This is a genomic window from Cyanobacteriota bacterium, from assembly GCA_025054735.1.
GTDB lineage: Bacteria > Cyanobacteriota > Cyanobacteriia > SKYG9 > SKYG9 > SKYG9.
This window is the reverse complement of sequence record JANWZG010000222.1, coordinates 1-6497: the sequence shown is the minus strand read 5'-3', so window position 1 is coordinate 6497 and position 6497 is coordinate 1. Positions and strand designations below refer to the sequence as shown.

Here is a 6497-nt window from a genome sequence, read left to right as displayed (position 1 = left end):
AAGGTCAGCGCTGGCTAGGGTTAATCTTTATCGATGATAGTTCCTTAAAGAGGTAATGATTTTCTGGGAAGGGGGTGTAGGGGACGTTCCCAGAAGGAGGATAGCACTCCTTGACCTCCCCTTAAGTCATCATTTCCTTATCACTACCTTATCGATTATCGAATCACACCTATAGCAATACATAATCTAGTTAGACCGTTGGTAGTGAGGACTTAGGTTTTCATTACAGGCCCTAACAGCAATCAATTTGTCCTAACGAACCAATTTTTGCCATTGGTATGGCTACTCAGTGCTACAGCATTATTCTGGCAGCAGGGCTATCGACACGCATGGGCAGGTGCAAAGCCTCATTACCGTGGATTGGGGGCAAACCACTCTTGATTTATCAGGTAGAGCAGCTTACCCAAGCAGGCATTTTACCGATCGTCGTCTTGGGCACTCACAATGTGAGTGAATGGACGCAGGTTCTAACTACCTGCACTATTGTTGTCAACCCTTATCCCCATCACGGCAAAACTAGCTCAATTTTGCTGGGACTAGCTGCCCTATCCGGCAATGTAGACAGTCTCTTCATTTCCGCTGTGGATCAACCTCGTCCAGCCTGGATTTACCAAACTATTCTCGATGCCCATAATGCCCATGGTTATGCCTCGATTACGGTGCCTGTTTGTCGCGATCGTCGAGGGCATCCACCACTCTTTTCCCACTGTCTATTGCCAAACCTCACCGCGATTCGAGAAGATACCCTGGGGTTACGCCAAATTCTGCACGAATTTTCTGCGGCTGTGCACACAATAGAGGTAAACAGTACCGATATTTTTCTTGACCTGAATACTCCAGAAACCTATCACGCTGAGTTTCTAGCCAGATCCTAACTTGTTATAGTGCTTCCATGTCCTCGTCTTCCCAACTGTGGCAATATGTCACGCCCGGCATCTCTGACGACCTGTTTGAGCGATTACCCGGCATCCCTCTCAGCAAACGCGAAATCCGACTGCTGATCTTGTCACAACTCAGGCTGCGGGCAAATGCGTTGTTGTGGGACATTGGGGCGGGCACAGGTACCATTCCGGTAGAAGTTGGGCTACTCTGCCCCCGCGGACAAATTGTTGCTGTTGAACGTGATGAAGAAGTGGCAGCACTGATTCGCCGCAACTGCGATCGCTTTGGAGTTACCAACGTTAGGGTTGTCGAAGGCAGTGCTCCTGACTGTCTGAAAGAACTACCCGCGCCGCCTGACTGTGTTTGCATCGAGGGCGGACGACCCATCAAAGATGTATTGCAAGAAGTCTGGCAGCACTTGCGCTCTGGGGGACGCATCGTTGCCACTGCCAGTAACTTGGAAAATTTGTACAAAATTTCAGAAAGCTTTGCCGAGCTTCATGTGCGCAATGTCGAAGTTGTGCAATCTGCAGTTAACCGTCTAGAACGCAAAGGTACCCATCAGACCTTTGCAGCTTTGGATCCAATTTTTGTGCTCAGTGGTGAAAAATTAGATTAAGAAACGGTTATGCTACTCGTGTAACGTGAACAATTCACTCTTGGTTTGTAGATGTCACATTCAACCGATAGCAGAAGCAATAGAGCCTCTCCCTTCCATACAAGTGTCTTTCCCCTTAGCCGTGTAGAGCGCCATCAAGTCCTGTGATTTCCTATCCTCTCCTTGGTAAAAGACTTCATACTTAGAATTAGGTGTGAATGAGTAAACGTAGTGCTGTGACTACCATGGGTATCGCAGTTGGTATCTGTAACTGGTGAGTTTAACAGCACTGTAAGCGTGGAGAGATGACAAGGGTACGTCTTTTTGTTAGGCGATTAGCCTTTAGTCCTTAACTAGCCCTAATGTTGCACAGTTTCAGTGTCTCTTGCTTAATTTGGTGCACTGGGTTGACACCAATACTCTACACTGCGATGGTGCCTTGCTTTAAGACATACCAACCGTGCACGCTCGTAACTAAATTGCTGAGGTTGATCTGACTGTTATTTTTTTTACCTAAACCTATGTTGTGGCTGACTGGAACAATCGGCGGAGTGCCTTGGACACGGATTATTAGCGCTATCGTAGCGATCGCCTTAGCGTTGGCAATGATTCTACTAGGGGGTTGGTATTTCACAGTGCCCTTTGGCATCATTGTTTATTTAGGGCAGATGGAATATTTTCAACTCGCCCATGCTAAGGGCATTGCTCCTGCTGCCAAAACTACCTTGGCTGTGAGTCAGGCCTTGTTGATCATCTGCACTGTTTCCGTAGACTTAGCAGATGCTGTGCTGCCCGTAGCTGGCACCTGTATCTGTTTCTACTTACTCTTCCAGCCCAAACTGGCCACTATTGCTGATATTGCTACCTCCATCCTAGGACTCTTCTATGGTGGCTATTTGCCTAGCTACTGGGTGCGCTTGCGATCGCTAGAAAGCTCTCAGTACAGCAATTTGCCCTTTGGTGGCTTCTTTCCAACTACGTGGACTCATCCTCAAGACTTACCTCTAGGGCTAACAGCAACCCTCCTAGCATTTGGTTGCATCTGGGCTGCCGACATTAGTGCCTATCTCTTTGGTAAGTGGCTAGGACGCACTAGCCTATCAGCCATTAGTCCCAAAAAAACTGTGGAAGGAGCTATTTTTGGTGTTACGGCCAGCATCATTGTTGGAGTCATTGGCAGTTGGTACTTAGGATGGCCAGGGATTCCTTTTTCTGGTGTAGCTTTAGGACTGATCATTGGCATTGCCAGTCTGTTGGGTGATTTAACAGAATCGATGATGAAACGAGATGCAGGCGTAAAAGACTCTGGGCAATTGATCCCCGGTCATGGAGGCATCCTCGATCGGGCAGATAGTTACGTTTTCACAGCACCACTGGTCTATTACTTCGTAACATTACTTCTGCCGTTGTTGCCAACATAACCTGCATTACATAGAGCACTGAACTCATGACTAGCCCGTCAACTTGGTTCATACTGAAGGTCTTGTTACTGTCTGGAGTGCTGTCCATCACGATTAAATATGCTTTCGTAGGCTGGGATATTACAGCAACTAACGGACTAGTGTTAACAGTCGTGCTACTGCCGTCTGTCATTCTAGGCGTTGCCTTGGCATTGCGAATAAGGCATTAGCTCAGTAATTTGATATACATCCTTGCAGGATAAGCCTAAATAATCTATCCTGTATGCCAATACCATAAGGCAACAAAGAATTAACATAATATTACTATCAGTTGTATTTGATTGAGAAATATTTACAAACCCCGCCTATAATCTAGGTGTGACTGGACTAGTAAACGCTGATTACAGTATTTATTACATCCAGAGCTTTGTGTAGCGTCTTTTAGTCTTGATGATGCCTCGGATACTTCTCATCGATGACGATCCTGCAATTTCAGAGCTAGTCTCCGTTAACTTGGAACTAGCAGGCTATGACGTGAGCTATGCTCAAGACGGAGTTAAGGGCCAAGCCCTAGCACTTCAGTTGCAGCCTGATCTAATCATGTTGGATCTGATGCTGCCTAAGGTTGATGGTTTTACAATTTGTCAACGCCTCCGCCGTGATGAGCGCACAGCAGACATTCCAGTACTAATGCTTACAGCCCTGGGACAAACCCAAGATAAGGTTGAAGGGTTTAATGCAGGTGCTGATGACTACATAACGAAGCCCTTTGAAGTGCAGGAAATGCTAGCGCGAGTTAGGGCCTTATTGCGCCGCACTGATCGCATTCCCCAAGCAGCAAAGCACAGCGAGATTCTAAGCCATGGCCCATTGACCTTGGTTCCAGAACGCTTTGAAGCAATTTGGTTCAACAAAACTGTTAAGCTTACTCACCTAGAGTTTGAGCTGCTGCATTGCCTTCTGCAACGTCACGGGCAAACGGTCTCACCTAGCGAGATCCTTAAGGAAGTTTGGGGATATGACCCAGACGATGACATTGAAACCATTCGTGTGCACGTGCGTCACCTTAGAACTAAGTTAGAGCCTGATCCCCGGCATCCTCGCTATATCAAGACTGTCTATGGTGCTGGATATTGCTTGGAATTGCCTAGCCTTGATGACGAAATCAGTAGTAGTGAGTCTCACGCAGCATCGGCTGAGTTAGGAAAAGACCAAGCTTAGTGCGATCGCTTAGCGGTGACAATGGTCTGGCTGGAATTTTGCTGGGAGTAACGGCATAACTTGAAGAGTTGCGATTATTGACGAATAGTCAGTAACTCCATAGCCGCTGCCGCTTGACAGGCTAGCGATCGCACAATTCGTTCCTCTAGCAGTGAATAGGGTTGAGTTAACTCATGGACATTCTCAGGTGTAATCACTGCATCGGGTGATCGCTTGCGATTAATGAGCTGAATTACGCCCAGCGTTTCTTGCTTGGAATTCTGCATTGGCAACACTAGCATTGATCTCGCGCGATAGGATGTATCCATATCAAAACTGTGATCAAGCTTATAGGGCACATCTGGGGGCAAGTCATAGACATCTGGCCAGTTTAGACTTTGGCCTGTTGACGCAACATACCCGGCCAAGCTATTGCTGCTAATAGGGATGGCAAACGATCGTAGGGATAGCGTTGGCTTTGAGGAATTTTGAGAAACCTCAAATAACAACTTCAGGATGCCGTCACTTTGGTCAACTAAGTAAATACTGCCAGCGTCACTCCAAGTGATCTCTCGACTAGTTGAAAGGATGAGGTTCAGCAAATCGTTCACTGTGCTACACCGAAACATTGCAGTGCCAACGCTGATCAAACTCTCTATAAGCGCAATCTGCTCTGCTTCCGTCTGTACTTGCACTAAGTGGGGAGTTGTACTCATAACCCTCAGCCGAATCACACTCCTGCCTGGTAACGCTGTCTATAAAACTGCACCCCTATAACTGAGCAAATTCTATAGCATTATTCCTGTAGGATAGAGTCTTTTGTCCGCAAGATTATGATTTTCCCTGTAACTTGCTAACCAACTTGCTAGCTATTGTCCAGCCGTGCGCTGTTTGCAACGTGCTCTGTTGCAGCTACAGACAGACGTGCTCTACTTAATATCGTTAGGGTTACTTGTAGGGAACTAGATATCACTGGTAAGTTAACTCTGCGTGAGTTATTCGTAAGAAGCAGGCATCTAAAGATTGATAAAAGATTGATATAAGTTAACAACGGTAGTCACCACTCAATACTGGCTGCCAAGAAATGAGAGCGGAGAAATCAGAGAAGAATGTCGTCTGATGTCCATTAGCAACGGTACCTAAATGTTTGTGATGCAGTGATTGCTGCTGCCACCGTTAACGATCGAGCATTCCTAATAGCCGTTAAGCACTATTGGCTGTAGAACTGGAGATATAGAACTGCATATAAGGCTATGGTTTTGTCCAACTATCTCCGCCCTGAGTATTTATTTCGCCCCTCTCAAGTTTGGCGACGAGTGCTACAGAAATTACACCCCCATACAGAAGACTTTGACCAAGTGCTGCTTCCCTGGGGATTGCCATTACAAGTCAGATCCCTGGACTTTATTGGCCTACACATTCGCTGGTTTGGTGTATTTGACCTCTGTGTGAGTGAAGTTATTTGGCGACTCCTAGACTCAGGGGATGTAGGAATTGATGTTGGCGCTAACCTAGGTTACATGACTAGCCTGATGGCAGCCCGTGTAGGCCAAACTGGTCGAATAGTTTCTGTAGAGCCTCATCCAGAGCTATACCAAGAACTGCTAGCCAATGTTCAGAGTTGGAAATCACTAGGTTTAAGCAACGTGCACGCCGAAAACTTAGCCCTGGGTAACCATAATGGCGAGGCTGTGTTAAACATTCCAGCCGACTTTTGTTACAATCGGGGGCTAGCCTCGATTGCGACAACCTCATCGGGTACGTCAGACCCATTGTCCGATCGTAGCTATCCAGTTCAACTCAGGCGATTGGATGACCTAGTAAACCATCTAGCCATCAGCAATATTGGACTCGTAAAAATCGATGTTGAAGGCAATGAACTATTAGTGCTAGAAGGAGCCAGTGAGTTAGTCAGTAACCAGCAGATTAGAGACATCGTGTTTGAAGATTTTGGACAATATCCCACACCTGTCAGTAAGTTTCTTGAACAGCATGGCTACACCCTGTTTTATCTAAGCAAACACTTTTGGGGACTAACGATCGGCGCTATTCGAGACAAGTCTGCTGATATGGCCTCAACGCCAGAAGGGCCAAGCTATTTAGCAACTCTCGAACCAGAGCGAGCACTAGCGCGATTACAACCCTGGGGCTGGAACATTTTTCGATCCCATCGTTTCAACAGATCACCAGCTTCACCCCCACCATGACATTAAGATCTACATCCAGTTCCACCCCTAGCACCTAACCCCTAACACCTAATACCTATGCACCACCCTCCCAACTGCACCTGTAGCCTACATACTTCCATTGACCCAGTTGCCCATGCTCGCAAAGTCCGGCTGTTATGGCTGGCGTTACTTCTGGTTGGGGGGTTTGCAGGGGCGGAGCTAGCTGTGGGCCTGTGGAGCCATAGTCTG

7 protein-coding genes are annotated in these 6497 nt (G+C 47.0%); 6 read left to right on the top strand and 1 reads right to left on the bottom strand.

Translation table 11 applies throughout. The features are described from left to right. The first annotated feature begins 278 nt into the window (after positions 1-278). The 5 genes from NZ772_11535 to NZ772_11515 all read left to right on the top strand — a co-directional run bounded on the left by NZ772_11535 (position 279) and on the right by NZ772_11515 (position 4101). Positions 279-875 carry a nucleotidyltransferase family protein gene (locus NZ772_11535; GenBank protein MCS6814177.1) on the top strand — a complete coding sequence of 199 codons (597 nt, stop codon included), beginning with the start codon at positions 279-281 and terminating at the stop codon, positions 873-875. 17 nt (positions 876-892) lie between these two features. Then, the gene (gene cbiT, locus NZ772_11530) at positions 893-1501 is read left to right on the top strand and encodes a precorrin-6Y C5,15-methyltransferase subunit CbiT (GenBank protein MCS6814176.1); all 609 of its coding nucleotides are present in this window, start codon (positions 893-895) and stop codon (positions 1499-1501) included. A gap of 530 nt (positions 1502-2031) precedes the next feature. After that, a complete protein-coding gene (locus NZ772_11525) occupies positions 2032-2901 on the top strand; it encodes a phosphatidate cytidylyltransferase (protein MCS6814175.1) in 870 nt (289 codons plus the stop codon). 26 nt (positions 2902-2927) lie between these two features. Then, entirely contained in the window at positions 2928-3110 is a 183-nt protein-coding gene (locus NZ772_11520) for a hypothetical protein (protein ID MCS6814174.1), read from the top strand. Positions 3111-3333: 223 nt separating this feature from the next. Continuing rightward, positions 3334-4101, top strand: coding sequence for a response regulator transcription factor (locus NZ772_11515; protein ID MCS6814173.1), 768 nt, complete (start codon positions 3334-3336; stop codon positions 4099-4101). Between the two features lie 74 nt (positions 4102-4175). Here NZ772_11515 and NZ772_11510 read toward each other — a convergent pair whose 3' ends face one another. Then, positions 4176-4796: a GAF domain-containing protein gene (locus NZ772_11510; GenBank protein MCS6814172.1), complete on the bottom strand. Its 621-nt coding sequence runs from the start codon at positions 4794-4796 to the stop codon at positions 4176-4178. Between the two features lie 537 nt (positions 4797-5333). Here NZ772_11510 and NZ772_11505 point away from each other — a divergent pair. Next, positions 5334-6287 (top strand): FkbM family methyltransferase, encoded by a 954-nt coding sequence (locus NZ772_11505; protein MCS6814171.1) that lies wholly within the window; start codon positions 5334-5336, stop codon positions 6285-6287. Positions 6288-6497 lie beyond the last annotated feature (210 nt).